Origin of the sequence: Acetobacter sp. A11-2, assembly GCF_040208445.1 — a bacterium.
Lineage (GTDB): Bacteria > Pseudomonadota > Alphaproteobacteria > Acetobacterales > Acetobacteraceae > Acetobacter > Acetobacter oryzoeni.
Genome location: NZ_CP157843.1, coordinates 1,178,536 through 1,201,681, shown reverse-complemented (window position 1 = coordinate 1,201,681; position 23,146 = coordinate 1,178,536). Strand labels below are relative to the sequence as shown.

The 23,146-nt window shown below is 55.1% G+C and carries 23 protein-coding genes and 1 tRNA gene; 17 read left to right on the top strand and 7 right to left on the bottom strand.

Features of this window, described 5'->3' with window-relative positions:
- Positions 1 to 35 precede the first annotated feature (35 nt).
- A complete protein-coding gene (locus tag ABNV41_RS05825; protein ID WP_050819673.1) occupies positions 36 to 986 on the bottom strand; it encodes a DUF945 family protein in 951 nt (316 codons plus the stop codon).
- 36 nt (positions 987 to 1,022) lie between these two features.
- Here ABNV41_RS05825 and ABNV41_RS05820 point away from each other — a divergent pair, with 36 nt between their 5' ends.
- Positions 1,023 to 2,018 (top strand): bile acid:sodium symporter family protein, encoded by a 996-nt coding sequence (locus ABNV41_RS05820; protein ID WP_012812847.1) that lies wholly within the window; start codon positions 1,023 to 1,025, stop codon positions 2,016 to 2,018.
- A gap of 24 nt (positions 2,019 to 2,042) precedes the next feature.
- Entirely contained in the window at positions 2,043 to 3,488 is a 1,446-nt protein-coding gene (locus ABNV41_RS05815; protein ID WP_087652112.1) for a pyridoxal-dependent decarboxylase, read from the top strand.
- Between the two features lie 30 nt (positions 3,489 to 3,518).
- Here ABNV41_RS05815 and cobT read toward each other — a convergent pair whose 3' ends face one another.
- The 3 genes from cobT to ABNV41_RS05800 form a co-directional block, all read right to left on the bottom strand.
- Positions 3,519 to 5,435, bottom strand: a complete 1,917-nt coding sequence (gene cobT / locus ABNV41_RS05810) for a cobaltochelatase subunit CobT (RefSeq protein WP_050819674.1) — start codon at positions 5,433 to 5,435, stop codon at positions 3,519 to 3,521.
- Between the two features lie 13 nt (positions 5,436 to 5,448).
- Positions 5,449 to 6,456: a cobaltochelatase subunit CobS gene (cobS, locus tag ABNV41_RS05805; RefSeq protein WP_349935060.1), complete on the bottom strand. Its 1,008-nt coding sequence runs from the start codon at positions 6,454 to 6,456 to the stop codon at positions 5,449 to 5,451.
- An 88-nt stretch (positions 6,457 to 6,544) separates the two neighbouring features.
- On the bottom strand, positions 6,545 to 7,165 hold the full coding sequence (locus ABNV41_RS05800; RefSeq protein ID WP_080986783.1) for a J domain-containing protein: 621 nt from the start codon (positions 7,163 to 7,165) through the stop codon (positions 6,545 to 6,547).
- Positions 7,166 to 7,216: 51 nt separating this feature from the next.
- On the opposite strand from ABNV41_RS05800, the gene ABNV41_RS05795 reads away from it, so the two are divergent.
- Positions 7,217 to 7,555 (top strand): BolA family transcriptional regulator, encoded by a 339-nt coding sequence (locus tag ABNV41_RS05795; protein WP_050819676.1) that lies wholly within the window; start codon positions 7,217 to 7,219, stop codon positions 7,553 to 7,555.
- The gene (locus tag ABNV41_RS05790; protein ID WP_087651361.1) at positions 7,555 to 8,127 is read left to right on the top strand and encodes an outer-membrane lipoprotein carrier protein LolA; all 573 of its coding nucleotides are present in this window, start codon (positions 7,555 to 7,557) and stop codon (positions 8,125 to 8,127) included. Before ABNV41_RS05795 ends, ABNV41_RS05790 begins: the two co-directional genes overlap by 1 nt.
- Here ABNV41_RS05790 and lipB read toward each other — a convergent pair.
- Positions 8,108 to 8,809: a lipoyl(octanoyl) transferase LipB gene (gene lipB, locus ABNV41_RS05785; protein ID WP_050819678.1), complete on the bottom strand. Its 702-nt coding sequence runs from the start codon at positions 8,807 to 8,809 to the stop codon at positions 8,108 to 8,110. The genes ABNV41_RS05790 and lipB overlap by 20 nt on opposite strands.
- Before the next feature lie 72 nt (positions 8,810 to 8,881).
- Between lipB and ABNV41_RS05780 the strand changes: the two genes are divergently transcribed.
- The 4 genes from ABNV41_RS05780 (at position 8,882) to moaA (ending at position 12,760) form a co-directional block, all read left to right on the top strand.
- A tRNA-Leu gene (locus ABNV41_RS05780) sits at positions 8,882 to 8,968 on the top strand.
- 339 nt (positions 8,969 to 9,307) lie between these two features.
- A complete protein-coding gene (gene galU / locus ABNV41_RS05775) occupies positions 9,308 to 10,198 on the top strand; it encodes a UTP--glucose-1-phosphate uridylyltransferase GalU (RefSeq protein ID WP_050819679.1) in 891 nt (296 codons plus the stop codon).
- A complete protein-coding gene (gene pgmG / locus ABNV41_RS05770) occupies positions 10,198 to 11,607 on the top strand; it encodes a phosphoglucomutase/phosphomannomutase PgmG (protein WP_050819680.1) in 1,410 nt (469 codons plus the stop codon). Before galU ends, pgmG begins: the two co-directional genes overlap by 1 nt.
- Positions 11,608 to 11,743: 136 nt before the next feature.
- The gene (gene moaA / locus ABNV41_RS05765; protein ID WP_050819681.1) at positions 11,744 to 12,760 is read left to right on the top strand and encodes a GTP 3',8-cyclase MoaA; all 1,017 of its coding nucleotides are present in this window, start codon (positions 11,744 to 11,746) and stop codon (positions 12,758 to 12,760) included.
- 12 nt (positions 12,761 to 12,772) lie between these two features.
- Here moaA and ABNV41_RS05760 read toward each other — a convergent pair whose 3' ends face one another.
- Positions 12,773 to 13,648 (bottom strand): methyltransferase domain-containing protein, encoded by an 876-nt coding sequence (locus ABNV41_RS05760; protein WP_050819682.1) that lies wholly within the window; start codon positions 13,646 to 13,648, stop codon positions 12,773 to 12,775.
- A gap of 72 nt (positions 13,649 to 13,720) precedes the next feature.
- Here ABNV41_RS05760 and ABNV41_RS05755 point away from each other — a divergent pair, with 72 nt between their 5' ends.
- The 5 genes from ABNV41_RS05755 to ABNV41_RS05735 all read left to right on the top strand — a co-directional run bounded on the left by ABNV41_RS05755 (position 13,721) and on the right by ABNV41_RS05735 (position 17,248).
- On the top strand, positions 13,721 to 14,488 hold the full coding sequence (locus ABNV41_RS05755; RefSeq protein WP_050819683.1) for a ComF family protein: 768 nt from the start codon (positions 13,721 to 13,723) through the stop codon (positions 14,486 to 14,488).
- Between the two features lie 49 nt (positions 14,489 to 14,537).
- Complete coding sequence (gene grxC / locus ABNV41_RS05750) at positions 14,538 to 14,804, top strand: glutaredoxin 3 (protein WP_050819684.1); 267 nt, start codon at positions 14,538 to 14,540, stop codon at positions 14,802 to 14,804.
- 19 nt (positions 14,805 to 14,823) lie between these two features.
- Positions 14,824 to 15,309 (top strand): DUF1178 family protein, encoded by a 486-nt coding sequence (locus ABNV41_RS05745; RefSeq protein ID WP_050819685.1) that lies wholly within the window; start codon positions 14,824 to 14,826, stop codon positions 15,307 to 15,309.
- 132 nt (positions 15,310 to 15,441) lie between these two features.
- Positions 15,442 to 15,954 (top strand): DUF2147 domain-containing protein, encoded by a 513-nt coding sequence (locus tag ABNV41_RS05740; RefSeq protein WP_050819686.1) that lies wholly within the window; start codon positions 15,442 to 15,444, stop codon positions 15,952 to 15,954.
- A 31-nt stretch (positions 15,955 to 15,985) separates the two neighbouring features.
- A complete protein-coding gene (locus ABNV41_RS05735) occupies positions 15,986 to 17,248 on the top strand; it encodes a lactonase family protein (protein WP_050819687.1) in 1,263 nt (420 codons plus the stop codon).
- A 53-nt stretch (positions 17,249 to 17,301) separates the two neighbouring features.
- Here the strand turns inward: ABNV41_RS05735 and ubiG are convergent, their stop codons facing one another.
- Positions 17,302 to 18,042 (bottom strand): bifunctional 2-polyprenyl-6-hydroxyphenol methylase/3-demethylubiquinol 3-O-methyltransferase UbiG, encoded by a 741-nt coding sequence (gene ubiG, locus ABNV41_RS05730; protein WP_050819688.1) that lies wholly within the window; start codon positions 18,040 to 18,042, stop codon positions 17,302 to 17,304.
- A gap of 172 nt (positions 18,043 to 18,214) precedes the next feature.
- Here ubiG and ABNV41_RS05725 point away from each other — a divergent pair, with 172 nt between their 5' ends.
- The 4 genes from ABNV41_RS05725 (at position 18,215) to ispG (ending at position 23,104) form a co-directional block, all read left to right on the top strand.
- Positions 18,215 to 19,468, top strand: a complete 1,254-nt coding sequence (locus ABNV41_RS05725; protein WP_035362166.1) for an aspartate kinase — start codon at positions 18,215 to 18,217, stop codon at positions 19,466 to 19,468.
- The gene (locus tag ABNV41_RS05720) at positions 19,461 to 20,543 is read left to right on the top strand and encodes a nitronate monooxygenase family protein (protein WP_196332637.1); all 1,083 of its coding nucleotides are present in this window, start codon (positions 19,461 to 19,463) and stop codon (positions 20,541 to 20,543) included. The genes ABNV41_RS05725 and ABNV41_RS05720 overlap by 8 nt, the downstream gene beginning before the upstream one ends.
- Positions 20,536 to 21,807 (top strand): RodZ domain-containing protein, encoded by a 1,272-nt coding sequence (locus ABNV41_RS05715; RefSeq protein WP_196332545.1) that lies wholly within the window; start codon positions 20,536 to 20,538, stop codon positions 21,805 to 21,807. The genes ABNV41_RS05720 and ABNV41_RS05715 overlap by 8 nt, the downstream gene beginning before the upstream one ends.
- 136 nt (positions 21,808 to 21,943) lie before the next feature.
- On the top strand, positions 21,944 to 23,104 hold the full coding sequence (gene ispG / locus ABNV41_RS05710) for a flavodoxin-dependent (E)-4-hydroxy-3-methylbut-2-enyl-diphosphate synthase (RefSeq protein WP_050819690.1): 1,161 nt from the start codon (positions 21,944 to 21,946) through the stop codon (positions 23,102 to 23,104).
- The last annotated feature ends 42 nt before the right edge of the window (positions 23,105 to 23,146 follow it).

The following is a 23,146-nucleotide window of genomic DNA, read 5'->3' as shown; positions in this document are numbered from 1 at the left end:
GAGGGGCTTAACAGCAATCCCTCCGGCCATTTTGTTTATTTTAGCGGGATGGGGAAGCCATTTACAGTCAGCACACCACTTTCCCACTTGGTGTCCCACGTATTCTGCTCACCATGTTTGTGGCTTACCAAACGGGCCACAACCATGCCTGCGGCCAGCTTCATCTGCTTGGCGGTGCGGGCTTTATCAATCAGGGTTTCCAGATTGGTAATTTCCAGATGACCAGAGGCAGATGTGTTGTTCACATTGCCTGTAAGGGTTGCCACGCCATTGCCGTGTAGGGAGGCATCACCCTGTATGGCATCAAAGCTGGAAATGGTAGCATGCACAGCCGGAGCACTGGCGCTGCGGCCCCCAATGGCGCTCATTAGGGCGGGCACTTCTGCCGCGGGGAGGGAGAACGTGGCATGAGCCGCTGTGGGCAGCAGATCCTGATTGGCAACGTTACGGAAACTTACCCCATCCATCCCCAGTGATGCCGAGGCCGTGGCACTGCCACCCTGCATCTGGTAGCGCGCGGTGTTGACAGTTACCTGTGCGGCACCATGCGTGAGCGTGGCGTTCTGCCATGTCAGATCATAGCTTTTGCCTGCCTGAAGGCCCGCCAGCACGCGCTTGCCCTGTGTGTTCAGCCAATCCGTGCACGCGGCATTGTGATGCCCCGTCATGGCGGACATCAGCAGCAGAGAGGCCGCATCTGCCAGATCATGCGTGGCTTCGGGCGTTTCTCCAGAACCATGCAGGGTAACGTGGCCTGCCTTAAAGGTGGTGCCCCCATCTGGGGTGCGTAACACCAGATTCTGGTAGGTAACACCTTGCGCCGTTTCCTGCCCAGAAGCGCGGGAAACCACCGCGCAGCCAGAAGGAGGGGCCGCAAAAGCCGGAGCCGCAGCAACTGTGGCATAAATGCTCACAGCACCGAGAACGGAGAGGGACAGGAAAGTATACTGTTTCATTTCAGTTAAAGGGTGCCGTAAGTAAAACATGCAGGCAACCAGAAAGAAGAACGAAAGGTCAGGCGCGTGCGGTTTTTGAAATTGGACCCCTTTTTAATGGGGCTGGTCAGCGCTGTGCTGCTGGCAACGTTCTTTCCCTGTCATGGGGCGGCTGTTCCGGTTTTTAGGTGGCTTTCCATTGGCCTGATTGCCCTGATGTTTTTTTTGCAGGGAGCAAGGCTTTCGCGCAAGGCGGTGGTGGATGGCTTGGTGGCATGGAAGCTGCACCTGCTTATTCTGTGCTGTACCTTTGTGTTGTTCCCGCTGCTGGGGCTGTTGGGCCACGCGCTTCTGCCTAATCTGATGCAGCCAGAAATCTGGATGGGCGTGCTGTTTTTGTGCTGCCTGCCTTCCACCGTGCAGTCTTCCATTGCGTTTACCTCCATTGGTGGGGGCAATGTGCCTGCGGCGGTATGTGCGGCCACGGCTTCTAACGTTTTGGGCATTTTTATTACGCCAGTGTTGGTGGGGCTTATTCTTAGCAAGCATGGTGGTGCGGCTGGTAACCCGCTGGATATTGTTTATCAGCTTTTGCTGCCCTTTATTTTGGGGCAGGTGTTGCAGCCTTGGCTTGGCCCGTGGGCGCACCGTAATAAAAAGCTGCTTTCTTTTTCAGACCGCGGGTCTGTGCTGGTGGTGGTGTATGCGGCGTTTAGTGATGCCGTGATGCAAGGGCTGTGGCACAAGCTGCCCGTGGCAGAAATGGGTGTGATTGCGCTGGTAGATGCCGTGTTGCTGTTTGTGGTGCTGGGCATTACCATTTTTGCTGGCCGCGCCTTTGGCCTGCCCCTTAAAGATGAAATTGCCGTGGTGTTCTGTGGCTCCAAAAAAACGTTGGCATCTGGTGTGCCTATGGCCAACGTGCTGTTCCCGCCCGCATCGGTGGGGATGATTGTTCTGCCACTTATGATGTATCACCAGATCCAGCTTTTTGTATGCGCCGTTCTGGCCCGCCGTTTTGCCCGCATGACACAGCAGGCAGAACAGCATGAGCAAACGCCAGAGATACGGCACGCATCCTGAATACGGATATTGGAGAAAACAGAAGTGGCCGGGTTAGATCCAGAAAACTGGGAAGAATTGCGCACTCTAGGCCACCGCATGTTGGATGACATGCTTGAGTCCATCAAAAACGTGGCAAAAGGCCCGGTATGGCAACCTATGCCGGATACGCTGCGGCAGAGCTTCAAACAGGCCCCTTTGCCTCAAGGCGCACAACCGCTTGATGGGCTGTATGACCAGTTTTCTCAGGCAGTGGCACCTTATGCTGTGGGCAATCGGCACCCGCGCTTTATGGGGTGGGTACATGGTGGTGGCACGGCACAGGGCATGTTGGCAGAAATGCTGGCCGCTGGCCTAAACGCCAATCTGGGTGGCCGTAACCATGCTCCGGTTGAAGTGGAGCGCATGGTTATCCGCTGGGCGGCGGAAATGTTCGGTTTTCCAGATACAGCAAGCGGTGTGCTGGTTACCGGTTCTTCCATGGCCAATTTTATTGCCATTCTGACAGCCAGCCGCGCAGTGCCCGATGGCACGGCTTTGCGTGAGCAAGGCGTGGCAGGCCGCAAACTGGTAGGATACGCAGCACAAACGGCGCACGGTTGTGTGGCCCGTGCATTTGATATGGCCGGGCTGGGCATGAAGGCCCTGCGCCGCGTGCCGGTGGATGCTGCCTTCCGTATGGATATGCAGGCGCTGCGCCGCATGGTGGCGCAGGACAGGGCGGATGGATACGAGCCTTTTCTGGTTGTTGGCACAGCAGGCACCGTGGATACTGGCAGCGTAGACCCGCTGGATGAACTGGCAGATTACGCAAAGGCTGAAAAGCTCTGGTTCCATGTTGATGGGGCTTTTGGCGCGTTGGCGCAGTTGGCACCAGATTACGCCCCATTGCTCAAGGGGCTGGAGCGGGCCGATAGCCTTGCCTTTGATTTTCATAAATGGGCGCAAGTGCCTTACGATGCAGGCTGCGTGCTGGTGCGGGAACAGGGGCGGCAGGCGGCAACGTTTGCGCAGTCCTTAGCCTATCTCTCGCGCGAGGATCGTGGATTGGCTGCGGATGCTCCGTGGTTTTGTGATTTTGGGCCAGATCTTTCGCGCGGGTTTCGGGCGCTTAAGGTGTGGTTCACGCTGGCGGGGTTTGGCACCGAAGGGTTGGGTAATGTGGTGGCGCAATCCTGTGCGGTGGCGCAATATCTGGCATCTCGCGTGGTTGCCACGCCCGGCCTTACGCTACTGGCTCCCGTAACGCTGAATATTGTGTGTTTTCGGGTGGACATGCCCGATGTGGGTGATCTGGATACGCTGAATGCGGAACTGGTGAAGGACCTTCAGGAAAGTGGCATTGCGGCCCCGTCCACCACGCGCATTCATGGCAGGCTGGCTATTCGTGCGGCTATCGTAAACCACCGCACCACCAAGGAAGATGCAGATATTATGCTGGCTGGCTTGGCTGATATGGTTCAAGCCCGCTTGGGCCGCCCGCTGGCTTAAATACAAGGTCAGCAGGCGGCGCTTTTGCGCTTAACGTGCGCGTTTGCGCGGGCGGCGTTTTTCTTCAAACAGAGCGGAGAGGGACTGGAGCATTGTGCCTCCCAGTTCCTCCGCATCTGTAATGGTAACGGCCTTTTGGTAATAGCGCGTCACGTCATGCCCGATACCAATGGCTGTTAATTCCACTGCGCTGCGGTTTTCGATCATATCAATTACAGCGCGCAGGTGGTCTTCCAGATAAGAAGCCGGGTTGACGGAAAGCGTACTGTCATCCACTGGGGCACCGTCTGAAATCACCATCAGAATCTTACGGGCTTCCTGCCGGTTTCTGATACGGTTCCATGCCCATAGCAGGGCTTCACCATCTATGTTTTCTTTCAGCAGGCCTTCACGCAGCATCAGGCCCAGATTGGTGCGGGCACGCCGCCACGGCATATCGGCTGATTTGTAAACAATGTGGCGCAAATCATTCAGGCGGCCCGGTTCTGGCGGCTTGCCGTTTTGCAGCCAGAGTTCCCGGCTTTGGCCGCCTTTCCATGCGCGAGTGGTAAAGCCCAGAATTTCCACCTTTACGCCGCAGCGCTCCAGCGTACGGGCCAGAATATCCCCGCAGGATGCCGCAACAGAAATGGGCCGCCCCCGCATGGAGCCAGAATTATCAATGAGCAGGGTAACAACCGTATCGCGGAATTCCGTATCCTTTTCCTGCTTATAGGAAAGGGAAAGCATGGGGTTGACCACAATGCGGGATAGGCGGCCCGCATCCAGAATACCTTCTTCCAGATCAAAAGACCAAGAACGCGTCTGCTGCGCCATCAAACGGCGCTGGAGCCGGTTGGCAAGCCGAGACACCACTCCGTGCAAGGTGGCCAATTGCAGATCAAGCTGATGCCGCAGGCGGGAGAGTTCTTCTGGGTCACACAGTTCTTCTGCGCGAATTTCTTCATCAAACCGGGTGGTATAGGGATGGTAGCCTTTGGCTGTCAGGTCAGGTTCATTTTCCGGCCGGCTGCCCGGGCCTGAGGCTTCCCCCGTGCCTTCACCCATGCTGGCATCATGTTCTTCTTCTGCAAATTCAGTAGAAGATTCGCTGCTGCCAGCCATGAGTTGAGGTTGAGAGATTTCCTCTTCCTGCTCATCCTGCTGGGGAGATGTGTTTTCTTCCTGATCCGGGGGCGGTGGGTTTGAATCGTCCTGCGAATCTGCTGCTTCGGAAGACTCATTATCGGCATCCATATCTTCGGATGCCGTGTCATCTTCTGTCAGGGCACAGGCAGCCATAAGCTGACGGCTGGCACGCGCATATGCGGCTTGATCCGTCTGGTGCTTGGCCATTTCATCCAGCGCACTCAGGGCCTCTGGTGAAAGGGTCTGCTTCCATTTTTCCAGAATGGCCTGAGCCGGTTCTGGCACTGGCTGGCCTGTCAGTTTCTCACGCGCCAGCAGTTCCAGCCCCACAACGGGGGAAAGCTGAGAGGCATCTTTCATCCGGTCCAGCCCAGATGCTCGGATATCCTGCTCAAGCCGGTGGCGCAGGTTGGCGGCCACGCCTTTCATGTGGCGTGCGCCTACAGATTCAATTCTGGCTTGTTCCAGTGCGTCATACACATCGCGCGCCTGCGTTTCAGCAGGTTGGCGGGCAGCGTGCAGGGCAAAGTCATGGTGCTTCAGGCGCAGGGCCTGCGCATCTGCCGCACCACGGATACGCTGCATTTCCTCCTCACTTAAATTGAGAGAAGGAGATTGCAGCCGGACTTTTTCCCCAAGGCTGATCGGGGCCAGAGGCATGTTGCCGCTGTGGAAGGAAACATCTGCCTCTTTCTGCCCGCCAATGGCGCGTAAAGCGGCAGATGTGGCCTGCTTGAAAGTGTCCGCCCGTTTTTCCGCCTGCTCCCGAGAGAAAGGTGGTGTGTTGGGGGAGGATGGACCTTTGGTGCGCTCAGCCATGAAAAAATCCGATTCAGGCAGTGCGGCCGGGCAGCGGGCTGGTGTTGAAGCAGCGCTGATAATACTCCGCCACCATGCTGCGTTCGGCTTCATCACACTTGTTCAGGAAGGTTACGCGGAAGGCAAAGGCCACATCCTTAAAGATGCGGTCATTCTCTGCCCAAGCAATAACCCCGCGGGGTGACATAACGGTAGAAAGATCTCCCGCCATAAAGCCGGAACGGGTAAGGGCCGCCAGCGCCACCATGTTATCAATTTTATCGCGCTCGGCCTTGTCATCTTCCGCAATGCCAAGGCGTGCGCACACAATGCCCACTTCCTGCTGATGCGGCAGATAGTTCAGGGAGGTTACGATATTCCACCGGTCCATCTGGGCCTGGTTGATCTGCTGCGTGCCGTGATACAGCCCGGTTGTATCACCCAGCCCAACGGTGTTGGCCGTGGCAAACAGGCGGAAGAACGGGTTGGGGGAGATCACACGGTTCTGGTCCAGAAGGGTGAGCTTGCCTTCCACTTCCAGCACGCGTTGGATCACAAACATCACATCCGCACGGCCTGCATCGTATTCATCAAACACCAGTGCGCAGGGGCGTTGCAGGCACCACGGCAGCAGGCCTTCCTGAAATTCGGTAATCTGCTGGCCGTCCTTCACCACAATGGCGTCCTTGCCAATCAGATCAATACGGGAAATGTGGCTATCCAGATTGATGCGGATGCACGGCCAGTTCAGGCGCGCGGCAATTTGTTCAATGTGGGAGGATTTGCCGGTGCCATGGAAACCCTGCACCATCACGCGGCGGTTGAAGGCAAAGCCTGCCAGAATGGCCAGCGTGGTGCCGTGGTCGAACAGATAAGCCTTATCCACTTCAGGCACATGTTCTGTGCGGATGGAAAAGGCAGGTACCTTCATGTCAGAATCAAGGCCGAACACATCACGCACGCTGACTTCCATATCTGGTACGGAAATGGCTGAAATGGGTGGGAGTTCGGAAGCGTTGGACTGGCTGGAAATATCCGTCATGGCTATATGTCTGCGCTCTTTGTCTGACAGGAAAGAAAAAAGGCAAAGCTACCGGAAATATATGATGCCCTGAATGCAGCATACATCATCACAGCGCTTTTTCGAGGCTTTCGGTTAAAAGATGGGTCTTCACAATCGTGAAGGCAACATTGATTTTTTTAAGCCGCTCTTCGGCATTCCGGTCTCCGTTATTGGTGTCCGGGTGGTGCTTGCGCGCCAGTGCCCGGTAACGGCTTTTGGCCTCTTCCATACTTACAGGCCAAGAAAGCCCCAGAATGGCCAAAGGTTCCCGCAACGCGGCAGGAGCCGATACACGTTCCTGATAAGCTTGCGCACGTGCGCGCTCTGCGCGAGAGCGGCGGTTCTGGCCCAGAATATCCAGCGGGTCCAGAATATCCTCTTCATTCGGTGTGGCGCGTTTTGCACCTTTGGCACTCTGGCCAAAGGCCCATGTAGGCCTGTCCCACCCGATATCTGCGCGTAGGTGCGCTTCAATCTGGCCGGGGCTCATGCCTTTGTAATAATCCCAACGCGCATTATATTCCCGAACATGGTTGAGGCAGAACCAGTAATACTGGTTCAGTGCATCGCGTGAGCGGGGCGCACGGTAACCGGCCGGCTCCTGACAGCTAGGCATGTCACAGCAACGTGCTGGCGCGTCAGGATCAGGATCGAACGCGCGGGGGCGGGTGTTCCTACGTTTAATCATTTAGCGTTATGTGCGGTGCAAAAGCATCTGTAGCAAGGGGTAAACAGGGATATGACCAGTCTTTCAGATTCTTCGGCTCTTTCCAAGGCAGAAGGTGTGCGTATGCAGCGGGTTCGTAATGTTCTTGAAAAAACATTCAACCCCATTGTGTTGGAAATTGAGGATGAAAGCCACCGCCACGCCCACCATAAAGCCATGGTGCGTGGGCCAGAAGCCGGCGCCACGGAAACGCATTTTCGGGTGCTTATGGTTTCCTCAGCTTTTGAAGGTGTGAACCGTGTAAACCGCTCCCGCATGGTGCATGACGCACTGGCGCCTGAATTTTCCAGTGGTTTGCATGCTCTGGCCCTTACCCTGCGCACACCGCAGGAAGCCGAGAAGGTGGCATAATGCGCAAAGGCCTGAAATTAAACCGTCGTGCATTTGCCGTGTTGGCACCACTGGCGTTGGCTGCCTGCGCGGGGCAGACCATGCAGGGCACATCCGGCGCAAAAAATGCAGATGTTGCCCGTGTGGAAAATTATTTCCGCACTGTGGATTTGGAGAACGCACCGTTTCTTCAAACATGGCCTAATGGCAGCCGGGGCGGTGGGTTAATTACCTACAAGCCCGGATCATTGTACATGCACTATACGGCACCGCATGAAATGGAGCTTCGGGCTTCTGGCCATCATGCCGTGTTTACAGATGCCCAGCAGGGTTCCCAAACCCGTATTGGTCTGGCGCATAACCCGCTGGGTTTGCTGTTGGATAACCCTGTTGTGCTGTCTGGCGCCGTTACTGTTACCAACGTGCAAAAGCAACCCGGCGTGTTGCAGCTTTCGCTCACACGCACGGATAATCCATCACAGGGGTTGGTCACGCTGGTTTTTCATGATGTGGCAAACAGGCTTGCGCTTTCTTCCATCCAGATTGTGGATGAACGCAGGCACGTTATCTCCATCAGTCTGGACCCTGTGTAACGGCCACTTCCTGTAAAGGAGAAGGCACGCTGCCAAATGTGTTGGCCCAGGATTGGGCCAGTGCCTGATCCAGTTCCTGCATGGTGGTGGAAAGCCCCAGCTTGCGAAAGCTGGTAACGCCGTATTCCCTAATTCCGCAGGGTACAATGCCTTCAAAATCCGCCATGTTGGGGTCTAGGTTGATGGCAACACCGTGCCAGCTCACCCAGCGGGAAACACGCACCCCAATGGCGGCAATTTTTTCCTCTTTCCCGGTTTTGGGGTCTGTTACCCATACCCCTACACGGCCTTCGCGCACTTCACCATGAATGCCAAAATGGGCCAAAGCACCAATCACCCACGATTCTAAAGCGTGCACATAAGCCCGCAGGTCTCTTCCCGGTACGGGGCCGTGGGCGCGTTGCAGGTCTAGCATCACGTAAGCGGTTCTTTGTCCCGGGCCATGATATGTCCACTGCCCACCGCGGCCTGCGTGATAGGTGGGGTAATGTGCAGGGTTAAAAAGATCTTCTGCCTTGGCGGATGTGCCTGAAGTATAAAGGGGTGGATGCTCCAGTAACCACACCCGTTCTGTAGCTTCATCTGCACGAATGCTGCGGGCCATGCTTTCCATGCGACTGAGTGCTTGAGGGTATGGAACCAGTTTTTTGCTGATTTCCCATAAAATTTGTTCTTTTGTCATTGCCGCACGTTCCTGCTTCGGCTATAGGGCTGTTCACCAACGGTATCGCTCTTCTGGTACCGATTGTCACGTGCGGCCGTGGCGGAATGGTAGACGCGCAAGCTTGAGGTGCTTGTGGGGGAATACCCCGTGGAAGTTCGAGTCTTCTCGGCCGCACCATATTTCTTCAAAAACAAAATAAAATCAGAGCAGTAAACAGCAGCAGAAGCTTCTGCCTGTTGGGTGCATATCTGTTCTGCCAGAGTATAATTCTGCATTTTTGTGCATGAATTGTCATATTCACGCCTCTCTTTTCCGGTTTTTAGAATAGGCGCATGGTTTTAGATGTGTAAAATAAAAGCCATGTAGAGTGTGGCCTAAAACACGCACACGCGTTTTTGCGCGTTGGGCGGGTTTTGTTGCATTCTTGATGGGCCGTGTTGTTGGCAGGGTGCTCTCTGCGGACAAGGTGGTTCTGATGGTTGAGGTTTAACCCGTTTTTTTTAAGGTGTTGTATTCGTGTCCAAACCCAAGCCTTTACGTAAAGCAGTCCTGCCTGTTGCGGGATTGGGAACGCGCTTTCTGCCCGCAACCAAGGCCATGCCAAAAGAAATGCTGCCTGTTGTTGACCGGCCGCTGATCCAGTATGCGATTGATGAAGCGCGTGAAGCCGGGATTGAAGAGTTCTGCCTGATTACAGGCCGCGGTAAGGACTCCCTTATTGATTACTTTGATATTGCTTATGAGCTGGAAGATACGCTCAGAGAACGTCACAAGCTTGATTGCCTGAAAGCACTGGAACCCAGCTCTATTGAAGCAGGTTCTCTTATTGCTGTGCGTCAGCAGGAACCGCTGGGTCTTGGGCACGCCATCTGGTGTGCGCGCTCCTTTATTGGGGATGATCCGTTCGCCATCCTGCTGCCCGATGATATTGTGAAAGCCGCACCCGGCAAGGGCTGTCTGAAGCAGCTGGCTGATGCGTATAACGAAACAGGCGGCAGCGTTGTAGCGGTGACAGAAGTGCCGCGTGAACAGACAAACCGCTACGGTATTCTGGACACAGGCAAGGATGATGGCCGCCTAGTGGAAGTAAAAGGCCTGGTTGAAAAGCCAAAGCCGGAAGATGCGCCTTCTAACCTGTCCATCATTGGCCGTTATGTGCTGACACCAGAAGTTATGCCGTATCTTTCCAAGCTGGAAAAAGGTGCAGGTGGTGAAGTGCAGCTTACAGATGCCATGGCAAAAACCATTGGTCAGGTGCCTTTCCACGGCTTGCGTTATGAAGGCACGCGCTATGATTGCGGCAACAAGCTTGGCTTCCTTGAAGCGCAGGTAGCCTTTGCTCTGGAACGGCCGGATCTTGCTGAAGGCGTGAAGGAATTTCTGAAAAAATACACAGATAAAATCTGATGTCTTTTGCGCATAGGTTTGAATCTACCAGCCTGCGCGAATACGATATTCGCGGCATTGTTGGTAAAACCCTTTCAACCGATGATGCGTTTGCCATAGGCCGCACCTTTGGTAGCCTTGTGCGCCGCAATGGCGGTAAAACGCTGGTTGTGGGCTATGATGGCCGCCTGTCTTCTCCTGCATTGGAGAAGGCATTGGTGCAAGGCGCCGTAGCGTGCGGGCTGGATGTCGTGCGTGTGGGGCGTGGCCCCACACCGTTGCTATATTATGGGTCTGTTATTCTTAAGGCTGATGGCGCCGTTATGGTGACAGGCAGCCATAACCCGCCAGATCACAACGGCTTTAAAATCACCTTGGCTGGCAAGCCTTTCTTCGGGGCCCAGATTCGGGAGCTGGGGGATCTATCTGCCAAGGGCGATGTGGTGCCAGAAGAAAAAGGCACCGTGCGCGATGTGGATATTCGTGAAGACTATGTAGCACGCCTTGTAAGGGATTACGTTGGCGGACAGCGCAAGCTGAAAGTTGTCTGGGACAACGGCAACAGTTCCGCCGGTGAAGTTCTGGAAATGTTGGTAAAAAAGCTGCCGGGCGAGCACATTGTGCTGAACGCCAAAATTGACGGCACTTTTCCCGTGCATCACCCAGACCCAACGGTTGCCAAAAATCTGGAACAGCTTATCGCCTCTGTGCGTGAGCATCAGGCTGATTTGGGTATTGCATTTGATGGTGATGCAGACCGCATTGGCGTGGTGGATAATACAGGCGGCATTCTGTGGGGTGATCAGCTTCTTATTCTGCTGGCGCGCGATGTGTTAAAATCCCATTCCGGGGCCACCATCATTGCGGATGCCAAGGCCAGTCAGGTGCTGTTTGATGAAGTAGCAAAAGCCGGTGGCAAGCCATTGATGTGGCGTACGGGCCATTCGCTTATCAAATCCAAAATGGCGGAAACGGGTTCACCTTTGGCAGGTGAAATGTCGGGCCATATCTTCTTTGCAGATAAATGGTACGGCTTTGATGATGCCCTGTACGCCGGTGTGCGCGTGCTGGATATTGTTGCCCGGATGGATGCACCGCTTTCTGCTTTTCGTGAAGCATTGCCCAAAACCGTATCCACCCCGGAATTACGTTTTGAGTGTGATGACCACCGCAAGTTCAAGGTCATTGAGGAAGTTGCAGTACGCCTGCGTAAGGAAGGTGCTGATGTTTCCGAAATTGATGGTGTGCGTGTGAATACGCCAGATGGCTGGTGGTTGCTGCGGGCTTCTAACACGCAGGCCGTTCTGGTTGCGCGTGCAGAAGGCCCGACAGAAGCGTGTCTGGAACGCTTGAAGGAAGCTTTGGCGAAGCAGCTTGAACTTTCTGGTCTGCCGCGGCCTGATTTTTCAGGTAACAGCTCTGGCCACTAAGTTTTTAGGTTGGGCTCATAGGTAAAGCGGACGGCTCTTCGGGGCTGTCCGCTTTGCTATCACAAGCAATGTGTTTTTCCGTTCCAACCTTCAAACTGTCGTTTTATGTGGGGTTGGTTTCTGATATAGAGAACCAATGTTGTCCTCTTTAACGGACCCTGCCGGGCGGCGGATTTCTTACCTGCGTGTATCGGTAACAGACCGGTGCGACATGCGGTGCACATACTGCATGGCCGAACGCATGACCTTTCTGCCGCGCTCAGATGTTCTGGATTATGATGAACTGCTGCGCCTATGCCGTGTGTTTGTGCAGCACGGTGTGCGCCGCCTGCGTATAACAGGCGGAGAGCCTTTGGTGCGTCGTGATATTGGCCCGTTTTTTCAGGAACTGGGCTCATGGCTCAAACATTCCGATAATCGCGGCCAGTTGGAAGAGCTCACCCTTACAACCAATGGCAGCCATTTGGCCCAGTATGCGCAAACCTTGTTTGATGCCGGTGTGCGCCGTGTGAATGTCAGCTTGGATACGCTGGATGAGGCACGCTTTGCCAAAATAACGCGCAGGGGCAAGCTGGCTGCCACGTTGGAGGGTATACGTGCCGCGCGGGATGTCGGGTTGGCACTGCGTATCAACACCGTTGCCATGGCCGGTGTGAATGATGATGAATTTGATACGCTGCTGGCATGGTGTGGAGAAATAGGCGCAGATTTGTGCCTGATTGAAACCATGCCAATGGGAGATACAGGGGAAGATCGCACATCCCGCTACCTACCATTGCTGGATGTAAAGGCTGATTTATCCAAGCGCTGGACACTTACGCCCATTCCAGATGTTACCGGTGGCCCAGCCCGATATTTGCGCGTAGGAGAAACCGGCAGAAGGTTGGGGCTGATTACCCCTATGAGCCATAATTTTTGCGCAACGTGTAATCGAGTGCGGTTATCTTGCACAGGGCGGCTTTATACCTGCTTGGGGCAGGAAGATGGGGCCGATTTGCGCAGTCTGATGCGGGCTGGCGCAGATGATGCCGCATTGGAAAGTGCTATTCAGGATGCCATTGCCCGCAAACCCAAAGGGCATGACTTCCTGCTGGGCGCATCAGAAGCCGATGTCTCTGGCCCGCAGCGGCATATGAGCGTCACGGGCGGCTAAAAAACCATTCACTTATTGTTTGGTTAAAGGGCGTGGCTGCTGTTGCAGCACATCATGTAGTGAGTGCGTAAATTGCCCCGGTGTAAGCGGTTGCGGCTGATTGCCAGAGGGAGACCACGCAGCAAGTATTGCCATATGTAATGGCATGCAGAAACTTCCTGCCTTTTCATCCTCCAGTTCATGCGCCGCCGCCGGGAACAGCAGGCGAGGAGGTATGGCACGAGAGCGCAAGGCGAGAGCGTTCGTTTCTCCCGCAGCGCGTAAATCTGCCATCAATGCCCGTAAGGAGCGGTAACGTAGTTCCAATGTTTCCGTATCAACCACAGGCAGCGCAAACCCGGCACGCTGAAGCAGGGAAACGCAGCTTTGCTGTGTGGGCAGTGGTGATACGCGGGGGGAAACACCATCGCTTAAAGCCAGTTCAGCCATTTCCAAGGCCTGTCGCAATGGTCTCAGCGTGGGCAAAATGGGAATGCTGGCCAAAAAAAGCCCATCAGGACGCAGGATAGAGCGGATTTGGTGGAATAGGCCTGGAAGATCATTCACCCAATGCAGGGAAAGGCTGGCAACCACCAGGTCAAAACTGCCGTGGGCAAAGGGCAGGCGCTCTTCATCTGCACATATGCTTGGGGTTGAGGCGCAACGGGCCTGTGCTTCAGAAAGGTCACACGCAATGGTTGGGATATTTCTATTTTTCAGCCCTTGGCAGATAATGCCCCGCCCGCCAATATCCAGTGCGCTAGAAAATGAACGCATGACATCATCCAGCCGATCTAACAAAATATCCGCTGCGGCTTCCAGTATAGGGGCAGTAGTGCGCTGGGTGCTGGCAGCACGCTCACGGTGCAGTCTTACAGCTTTGCGATCAAAAATTACGGGCACATCCATTTTGCAACATGTGCGTGCTTCCCTGTGGTTTGCCAAGAACAGAGGCCGGGAAATTTTGCGTGAACCCCAGAAATGCAGGTGAAGATACGCAAGCTGGGCACAGCTTTGATGGATATTTTGTATCCGCCAAGTTGCGTGTTGTGTGGGGCAGATGTGGCCCAGCATGGGCTTACCTGCGCATCCTGCTTTGGCCGCTTACAGCCTATCAGCCGTCCATTTTGCAATGCTTGTGCAACGCCTCAGCCTTCGCAGGAAAGTTTGGGGCATACGGGTTTGTGCGCTGCGTGTGAGCAACACCATCCCGTATGGCAACAGGCGCGGGCTGCTTTTGTTTATACAACAGCCGCCAGAGATCTGATTTTACAGCTTAAATATGCCGATAGAACAGAAAATGCCCGGTTTCTGGCGCAACGTATGGCACAGATTGGGCAGGATATTCTGCCCCCAGATGTGTTGTTAATTCCTGTGCCTGTGCATAGGTGGCGCTTGCTGAGGCGCCGTTATAATCAGGCGGCGTTGTTGGCGGCTGAAGTGGCGCGCATCAGGCATTTACAGGTCGCGCCAGATGCCCTTATGCGTACGCGCGCAACAACAAAATTAGCTGGATTTTCTCGCAAGGAACGGCAGCAGGAAATGCAAAGCGCCATTACATTCAGGCCCAAATGGCAGCAAAAATTGCAGGGGCGTTCTGTGGTATTGGTGGATGATATGCTCACAACGGGTGCCACTGCTACGGCCTGCGTACAGGCGTTAAAGCAAGCGGGGGTATGTCATGTTAGCCTTTTGGTTGCGGGGCTGGTGCCTGCGCGGCCAGAAGTTGATATAAACCTGCCAGAATAGATGCTCGGTGTCAGAACCGGGCTTTCAAACATGCACAAGGAATACGCTTATGCCTGAAATCGAAATTTACACACAACGTGGATGCCCTTTTTGCGTGCGAGCAGTTGCGCTGCTGGAAAGCAAAAAGGTGCCGTTTAAGGAAATTAACGCACCCCGCGGCACGCAGGAACGCGAAGATGCCATCCGCCGTTCTGGTGGCAGCACAACAGTGCCTCAGGTTTTTGTAGGGGATAAGTGCTTGGGTGGATGTGATGATCTGATGTCACTAGAGCGGCAAGGCAAGCTGGATGCCGCTTTGGGCTTGGGCGAAAACTGAAGGCGGGAGGTAAAAGCGGATGATCTGTTATCAGCTCTGTTGCGCAAACGGACATACGTTTGAAGGCTGGTACCGGGATAGCGCCGCTTTTGCACGCCTAAAGCAGGAAAATTTGCTCAGCTGCGCCATCTGTGGCTCGTCCAAAGTGGAACAGGCCCTTATGGCGCCCGCTATTGTAAAGGGGCGCTCGCGCCCGAAAAAAGTGGAAACTTCGCAGTCTGAAGCAACGCCTCAGCAACAACCGGCAGCGCCTGCAGCAATGCAACAGCCAGAACCTGTAACGCCAGATAATCTGATGAACGCTTTGCGCCAGATCAGGGCCGTGGTGGAAGAAAACTGCGAAAACGTAGGTTCCAATTTTGCGGATGAGGCCCTGCGTATTCATCATGGAGAAGCGCCAGAGCGCGGCATCTATGGGGATATGACGGCATCAGAGCGCGAAATGCTGGAAGATGAAGGGATTGATGTGCTGCCGCTTCCGTGGGTACGCAAGACCGACAGCTGATTTTTCGGGGTTGTCGGAACAGTGCCGGGGGTGGCAGGCAGTGCTTACGGTGCCCAAATTAACAGGGCAGGCCAGCCAGTTATGTAAAAAAGTGTATGTTGGAAACAGGGCTGGGCGAAGGAGAAAGAGAGCATGAAAAACTTCATGACGCGCGGCGTTCAAACTGGAATTAAGGCTTTTTTTCTTTCGTCTGTATTAGGCATATCTGCGGCGCTGCTTCCTGCACTTTCTCAGCCTGCCAAAGCGGATTCTGCTGCCATGGGTGGCGAAGATAGCCTGATGGGCTATTGGCTGAGCCAAGATCATGATGGCGTTTTTAAAATTGAAAAATGCGGGGAAACCGTTTGTGGCCGGCTAATTGGGCTGCGTTACGATGGTACGGATGTGCCTAAGGGGCATGACGGAAAAACCGAGTGCAACCTGTTGATGCTAACGGATTTCCGCCCCCTGAAAGATGAAAAGAACAAGTGGGAGGGGAATATTCTGGACCCCGATAGCGGCCATAAGTATGACGCGCGCATCTGGTCTCCCCAATCTGGTGTTCTAAAGCTGCGCGGCTATCTGGGCCTGCCCATTTTTGGTGAAACCCAGACATGGACACGTTATTCCGGGCCGCCTATGGGGCCTGTCTGCAAGATGCCCTGAGCATACGCGAACCAAGGAGAAAAACAGGATTATGAGCGGCTCGTTTTCGCGTCGTGCTTTCGGGCTGGGTAGTCTGGCGTGTGGTTTTTTAGGAAGCGCCTATGCACGGGCAGACGATAAGACGCCTGCGCCTGATAAGCAGGATGCCACAACGCCACCGCAGCCAGAGCGTATTTTATGTTATGTAGGCGGTTATACACAGCACGGGCCACCGGGCGGCAATGGAGATGGCATTACGGTTTTTGAAATGGACCGTAAAACAGGCTCTCTCAACCATCTGAATACATTTACAGATGTTGCCAGCCCGTCGTTCATTGCGTTTTCTCCAGATAAGCGTTTTCTTTACGCCGTTAACGAAATCAATGATTTTGAAGGAAAAAATACCGGTGCTGTCACGGCGTTTTCGGTAGATCATGGTACGGGCGCGTTAACAAAGCTGAATACCGTTTCTTCCGGTGGGGCAGATCCGGCGCATCTGAGCGTCCATCCCTCTGGCAAATACGTTATGGTTGCCAACTATACGGGGGGCAACTTTGCACTGCTGCGTTTGCAGAAAGATGGTTCCTTAGGGGGCATGACAACCCTGATCCATAATACTGGCCCACGCATGCCTGATAGGGCATCGGATAATCCGCCGGGCAATTTTGCCATAAGCGATCATTCAGGCTCTCACCCGCATATGATCCACACAGATCCTTCTGGCCGCTTTGTGGCGGTGGCAGATGCTGGTCTGGACAGAATGTATGTATATGGCATCAATTTGGATACGGGGCGTCTGTTCCCGGCCAAAAAGCCGTTTACCACCATGACAGCCGGTTCAGCCCCGCGGCATTTTCAGTTTTCTGCCGATGGCTTGCGCCTGTACATTCTGTGCGAGCAGGATTCCAAGGTGGTAGTAGCGAATTTTGATGCCAAAACAGGGGATATTGCCCCGCAACAGGCTGTAAGCAGCCTGACGGCTCATTTCCGGGGCAGCACGTTGGCTGCGGGCATTCTGTTCTCACCCGATGAGCATTTTCTTTATGTCTCCAACCGCCTGGGCGATTCCCTTGCGGTGTTTCAGGTGGCCAAAGATGGAGGCCTGACACTGGTGGACGAAATCTGGACTCATGCCGATTACGGGCGTGCGCTCAAATTTGATCCGTCTGGTAGCTATCTGTTTGTAGCCAACCAGCGGAGTGATTCCATCACATCTTTCCGGGTAGATAAAACCACAGGCAAGATTGGCTTTACGTGGGATTTTACCCCTATTGGAAGCCCAACCTGCTTTGAGTTTCTGACACTTCCTGCTTAACTTTGTGCATAAGGAAGTGCCAGAAACATGCTGATAATAAAGTAAATTATATATCAGTCTTTTTTGAAGGCTGCGATGTAGTTAATGCCCAAGTCCCGCGTTTCTTTCCAGCTACCAATGCCGGGTGCCATGCCAGAAATGGCGACCATCCGCAGGCCAGCGGCGCGGGCATAGCGGCCCAGTTCGGAAGGCTGGATAAACTTACGCCATTCATGCGTGCCCACAGGCAACAGGCGCAGCAGATATTCCGCCCCAATCTTGCCCACAGCCAAAGAGCGCAGGGTGCGGTTCATGGTAGAAACAATAACCGTGCCATTGGCATCTACAAGCTGAGCCAGCATGATCATAAATGCTTCAGGATCAGTGACATGCTCTATAATTTCTAAAGCCATAACGGCATCAAACTTGGCATGTTCGGCCACCAGTTCTTCTGCGCTGCCCTGACGATAGTGCAGTGTGCCAGAACCGGCAGGAAGCGGGTTGGCTTCCAGATGCGCCTGCGCGGCGGCAATGCCATTGGCCGATGCATCCAGCCCCAATACGTCATACCCGGCTTTTGCAAGGGCCTCACTGGCCAGTCCGGCACCGCAGCCAATATCCAGCACATGCGGCTTGCGTGATTTGCGGCCCCGCAGGGGCAGGTGGCGGCTGGCCCATTCAATCCGCAGGCCGTTCATGGCATGTAGGGGGCGCATGGGGCCTGTTGGATCCCACCACTTGTCTGCCAGAGCACTAAAGCGGGCAATTTCCTCGGAAGAAACAGAGGAAGGCGCTTCCTCTCGGGTGGCGTGCATACAACAAATTCCTTTCCTGCTGGTCTCCCCGCTGGACGAAAGGGGGCCGGGAGAGGTATGTGACGCGGCTTGTGAAGCAGCGCAACCGTTCCCATGCGTCTTTTCCGCTATGCAGGTGGCGGGAAGGGCTGGTGCAATGCGTTTTACGGCCTGTTTGGTGGAGAATAAAGCTATGTCCGGTTCCGCACCCCGGATTGTCATGAAATTCGGCGGGACATCCGTGGGGGATCTTGACCGTATCAGAGCCGTGGCCGAACGCGTCAAAAAACAGAAAGACGCAGGCTGCGATGTGCTGGTGGTTGTTTCAGCCATGGCAGGGGAAACCAACCGTCTGGTTGGGTTCTGTCAGTCTCTTTCTCCTTTGTATGATGCGCGCGAATACGATGCCGTTGTGGCAACGGGTGAGCAGGTTACCAGCGGTTTGCTGGCCATTGCCCTGCAAAAACTTGGCGTGCCCTCTCGCTCCTTTGCCGGGTGGCAGGTGCCCATTCTTACGGATTCCCTGCACGGCAAGGCCAGCCTCGATTCGATAGATGGCGCACGCCTGCTGGGCAGCATGGCCGAAGGCATGGTGCCTGTTGTGGCTGGCTTTCAGGGTGTGGGGCCAGATGGCCGCGTAACCACGCTGGGGCGTGGTGGCTCGGATACATCTGCTGTGGCGCTTGCTGCCGCCATTAAGGCAGATCGGTGCGATATCTACACAGATGTGGATGGTATTTACACCACAGACCCCAGAATCGTGCCCAAGGCGCGCAAGCTGGACAAAATTACGTATGAAGAAATGCTGGAGCTGGCATCTGTTGGCGCCAAGGTGCTGCAAACACGCAGTGTAGGCCTTGCGATGCGTGAGCGCGTGCGTGTGCAGGTGCTTTCCAGCTTTGAAGATGGCCCCGCAGTGATGGAAGGTCACCTTCCTGGCTCTATGGTGGTGGATGAGGACGAAATCGTGGAAAAGAAACTGGTCACCGGCATTGCCTACTCCCGTGATGAAGCCAAGCTGTCGGTTCGGCGCATTCCTGACCGTCCGGGCATTGCGGCGGCAATTTTTGGCCCGCTGAGCGAAGCCAACGTGAATGTGGACATGATTGTGCAGAGCACGGGTGCCGATGGCACCACGAACATGACCTTCACCACCAGCAAGACCGATCTGCCGCGCGCTATCAGCATTCTGGAAAGCGTGCGTGGCGCTGTGCAGTATGAAGAATTGCAAACAGACCCGGATATCGTGAAGGTGAGCGTAGTTGGCAGCGGCATGCGTTCTCACGCAGGTGTGGCCAGCACCATGTTCCGCACGTTGTCTGAACGCTCCATCAACATTCAGGCTATCTCCACCAGCGAAATCAAGGTTTCCGTGCTGGTGGCTGCAGAATATGCCGAACTGGCAGTGCGTGCGCTGCACACGGCCTATGGTCTTGATGATGTCTGATATTGCAAGCAGCCTGAACCCCGCGCCAACATCAGAAGAATGGCAACGCGCCCGCTCACGGCTGGATAAGCTGTGGCAGCGTGGAACGGATTTTCTGGGCACGCCTTATGCCATTCTGGCCGGGGCGATGTCTTGGGTGAGTGAACGCCACCTTGTATCCGCCATTTCCAACGCAGGCGGGTTTGGCGTGATTGCCTGTGGCGCAATGGAACCAGCCCGTCTGGCTGAGGAAATTGCCGCCACCCGTGCGCTGACAGACCGGCCTTTTGGTGTGAACCTGATTACCATGCACCCCAAGCTGGATGAGCTGGTGCAGGTGTGTCTGGATGCCAAGGTGGGCCACATTGTGCTGGCAGGTGGTATTCCGCCCAGCTCAGCCATTAAGGCTGCCAAGGATGGTGGCGCCAAGGTTATTGGTTTTGCCCCTGCATTGGTGTTGGCCAAGCGGCTGATCAAGATGGGTGTGGATGCGCTGGTGATTGAAGGCGCAGAAGCAGGCGGCCATATCGGCCCCGTTTCTCTGACTGTGCTGGCGCAGGAAATTCTGCCGCATATTCAGAACGTGCCGGTTTTTGTGGCTGGCGGCCTTGGCCGGGGTGATGCGCTGGTTTCCTATCTGGAGCAGGGTGCCGCTGGTGGTCAGTTCGGCACACGTTTTGCCGCGGCAGAGGAAAGCATTGCCCACGAAAACTTTAAAAAAGCTTTTTTGCGGGCCAATGCGCGAGATGCCACAACCTCGGTGCAGCTTGATGAACGCTTTCCGGTTATTCCGGTGCGGGCTATCAGCAATGAGGGCGGGCGCAAATTTGTGGCGCATCAGGCAGATGTTATCCGCCGCTTTCAGGCCGGTGATCTCACGCGGGAAGATGCTCAGCTGGAAATCGAACATTTCTGGGCTGGCGCTTTGCGGCGTGCGGTTATTGAAGGGGATGTGGAAGAAGGCTCTGTTATGGCCGGGCAATCTGTTGGCATGGTGAAATCTGTGCAGCCAGTGGCCCAGATTATTGCTGACCTGATAGATCAGGCCGTGATAGCGCTGATCCGTCAACAACGCCGTATGGATGCTGATGGCTGAAAACGCCCCAAGTTCTGAACAGGAGCAGCCGGCTGCTCTGCCTCCGCTCCCCGATGTTGGTACATACGGGGTAGGGGGCGCGCTGCGCAAACGCCGCGAACAGCTTGGCTGGTCCTTGGAGGATGTTGCCGCGTATCTGCGCATCCGTGATGCATATCTGGATGCGCTGGAAACCGGAAAAGCGGATGTGCTTCCGGCGGAAGTGTATACGCTTGGGTTTTTGCGGGCCTATGCGCAGGCTTTGGGGTTTGATCCAACCCCCATGGTGGAGCGTTACAGGCTGGAAACGCGCAACGCCATTCGGCAGCCAGAACTTGTGTTTCCAGATCCACCGCCGGATCGGCGTATTCCGCCGGCTGTGTCCATCTCTCTTGGGCTTGCGGTTATTCTGGCCAGCTATGTGGGCTGGTATTATTTTACGGGGCACACGCCCCCTGCACCTGAGCGCGTGCCGCCTGTGGCAAGCCTTCTGCCCGGTGAGCAGACGCATAATGCGCCTTCTCCGCAAGTGGCTTCCATTTTACCCGATAAAAGTGCCGTTCCGGCACCTTTGCCACCATCTGCGCAGCCTAAGCCGCCCAGTGCTGAACAGGCATTGAATGCACAAGGTGCGACAAGTGCTTCGCCTGAAAATGGTGTAGCGCCAGACACACACCAGCCGGGTGAGGATGTTGGCACGCCAGTTGCGCAAACTGCCCAGCAACCCAATGTGCAAACGCCACCTCCGGCAACGCCAGAAGTTCCTTCTGCTGCCGTTGCAGATAATCAGATCGTGCTGAAGGCCTTGGCCGCCAGTTGGGTGCAGGTGAAGGATGCCAACGGCAAGGTTGTGTATGACCACATTCTGCAACCCGATGAGGAATGGAATGTGCCGGTTGAGGGTGGGCCTTATAGCCTTACCGTAGGCAATGCCGGTGGTGTGGTTTTGCGTATGGGAGAACTGGTTACAGCACCTTTGGGGCGGAATGGTGCCGTACGCCGCAAAATGGTGCTCACGCCACAAGGTGTGCGTGATGGTACATTGGCCGCACCTGCTGCGCAAAATAATGTTGTCATACCGCCTGCGCATGCAGATGTTGCAGCCCCTGTGCCCAATGCGGTATCAGGAACAACAGATGCGCAGACAGATCTGGCAGCCTCGGAACAGGCGCTTAAGCCCAAGGAAACTGCACCCCGGCCACGCCGCCGGGCCGCCCCCGTGCAAGCCGAACCAAGCGCTGATGATTTGAATGCGCGCCAGCTTCAGGGCATGGGTTCGCACTAGAATGGCACCCTCGCGCGTATTATGTGTAGCCAAATGGTCCTGATTTTGGCAGGAAAACACCAAACGCAATGGAGAACGCCGTGTGGCCGAACACGGCAGCTTCCCTCAACTGTCGTTTTCGACAAAAGGATGTAAAATGAGCGGCTACCGGCCTTACCAGCATATCGAGCGTCGGAAATCTCGGCAGATCCATGTCGGCAAGGTAGCCGTCGGTGGTGATGCGCCGATTTCCGTTCAGACCATGACCAACACCCTCACCACCGATGCACAGGCCACAATCGAACAGATTCGCCGTGCAGAAATGGCAGGTGTGGATATTGTGCGTGTGTCCTGCCCGGATGAAGAAAGTACCAAAGCACTGGAAGAAATTGTAAAGGAAGTGAACGTGCCTATCGTGGCCGACATTCACTTCCACTACAAACGCGCTATTGAAGCTGCAAAAGCAGGTGCCGCCTGCCTGCGTATTAACCCCGGCAACATCGGCAGCGCCGAGCGTGTGCGTGAAGTGGTTAAGGCCGCCAAGGATTACGGCTGTTCCATCCGTATTGGTGTAAACGCCGGGTCACTGGAAAAGCATCTGCTTGAAAAATACGGTGAGCCAAACCCCGATGCGCTGGTAGAAAGCGCTCTGGAACACGCCAAAATTCTGGAAGACCATGACTTCCGTGAATTCAAGATTAGCGTGAAGGCATCGGACGTCTTCATGGCTGTGGCGGCTTATCAGCAGTTGGCAGAAGCCTGCGATTATCCGCTGCACATCGGTATTACAGAAGCAGGCAGCAAGCGTGCCGGCACTGTAAAATCCTCCATTGGTCTGGGCAATCTGCTGTGGGCCGGTGTGGGTGACACCATGCGTGTTTCTCTTTCCGCTGCACCCGAAGAAGAAGTGCTGGTGGGCTGGGATATTCTGAAGTCCCTCGGCCTGCGCCACCGTGGCGTTAAGATTATTTCCTGCCCATCCTGCGCACGTCAGGGCTTTAACGTGGTGGAAACAGTGCAGACGCTGGAAGACCGGCTGGCGCATATTAAAACCCCGCTTACCCTGTCCATCATCGGGTGCGTGGTGAACGGCCCGGGTGAAGCCCTGCTGACAGATCTGGGCGTAACCGGCGGTGGTTCTGGCCGCCATATGGTGTATGCCGGCGGCAAGCAGGATCATACCGTGCCTGCGGCTGACATGATCGAACATGTTGTAGAACTGGTAGAAGAGCGCGTTGCAGCTATTCAGGCAGAAGAAGCCAAGGAAAAGCAGGAAGGCAAGGCGCAGGAACTGCCAGACATGGCATCTGCCAACTAAGCATTCAACATTCTCCCCCTGCTTTGCGCCAAAAGGTGCGGG